Source organism: Mycoplasma sp. AC1221, assembly GCF_054353815.1.
In genome coordinates this window covers 1-1,314 of sequence record NZ_JBTHHH010000030.1, presented here as the reverse complement: position 1 = coordinate 1,314, position 1,314 = coordinate 1, and the positions used below count along the sequence as shown (strand labels likewise).

Annotated in this window: 1 protein-coding gene; it reads left to right on the top strand. The window is 25.6% G+C overall.

Features of this window, described 5'->3' with window-relative positions:
* Window positions 1-1,314 (top strand): hypothetical protein (locus ACXYRK_RS04150; protein WP_458618257.1); only part of this gene is annotated, 1,314 nt, incomplete at both ends.

Sequence of the window (1,314 nt, the reverse complement as noted above, 5' to 3'; positions counted from 1 at the left end):
AATTATAACGGGGATTTATATCAACTAATTATGGATGTGGTAAATGATAAAGTAAATATCGATGAAAAAACAAAAGAAAATTTTTATAATGAAGTTTTAGCATATTTAAATTCTGCTAGTGATAAAAATACTTATACCTTTATCAAAAAAGATGATGATAATAATTATTTAATAAGTGATAGTGATTTAGATAAATTTGCGAGTGAAAGTTATAATCAATATCAAAGTAAATATCTTAGATATTTTGCAACAACTCCTAATGAAGAATCTGGGGTGAAAATATTAGCTGATACATATAAAGAATTTAGAAAATTTGCAAAAAATTTTATTGGTTTAGATGATCAACAAGAAGATACTAGTAAACCGAAGCCTGAAGATATACCGTTATTAAACTTAGTAAACGGGAATTATTATGCGCAAAGAATAAGAACATGATTTTCGTATATCTTTACTGATTATTATAAGGGACGGATTATTAATAAAAACATTTCATATAGTGATTATTTAAATGGTAATTCTAAATACTTACAATTTGGTTTTAGTGATAAAAATAATTTGGATGATCAAAATCCTGTGTATGATCCTGGTTATATTAATAGTGCTGATTCATTAAAAAATTATAGCAATGAAGCAAAAAACAAGTTAAAGCAACAAGTGATTAATTTAAGTGTAAGTGATAGTTTTAAATATAGTTTTTTACCATATACTTTTAATTTAAATGGGGTGTATGATCCAAAAATGGATGTGTTTAGTTATGATAAGGGAATGAAGATTTTAAAAAATGATGCTCTTTATGGCCTTAAAGATCCAAGTGAAGATATTAAGAAATTACAAACTAAGAACTTATTTTTATATGCTCCGATATCATTAGTGGATGAAGCAACGGATTCGGGTGGTAAATTTATGGCCGTCGATGAGAATCAAAGAAAATATTTTATTAGTTTAATAGAATATAAGCAAGCATTAAAAAAATTAAATGATGCTCTTAAAGTTATGGATTATAAGAAAAATGGTGATCAACAAGCATCATTGATCGAAAAAATTGAAGAACTTAATAAAAATAATGATGCTAGATATAGTAATCAAAAAAATATATTTAATGATTTTAAAACAAAGTTAAATACATATACTAGTGCTCTAATAGCGATTTTAGATATTAATAACTTTATTGGGACTGAAAGTGTGTTCCCACAAACAAAAAAATTGAATCAAATATTAGTGGATATGCTACCTTATGGTAAAAATAGTAATTTCGAGTTTATGTATAAGGATGCTAATGAAAAACTTAATAACGAAGTGCTGGGGTGGTATACT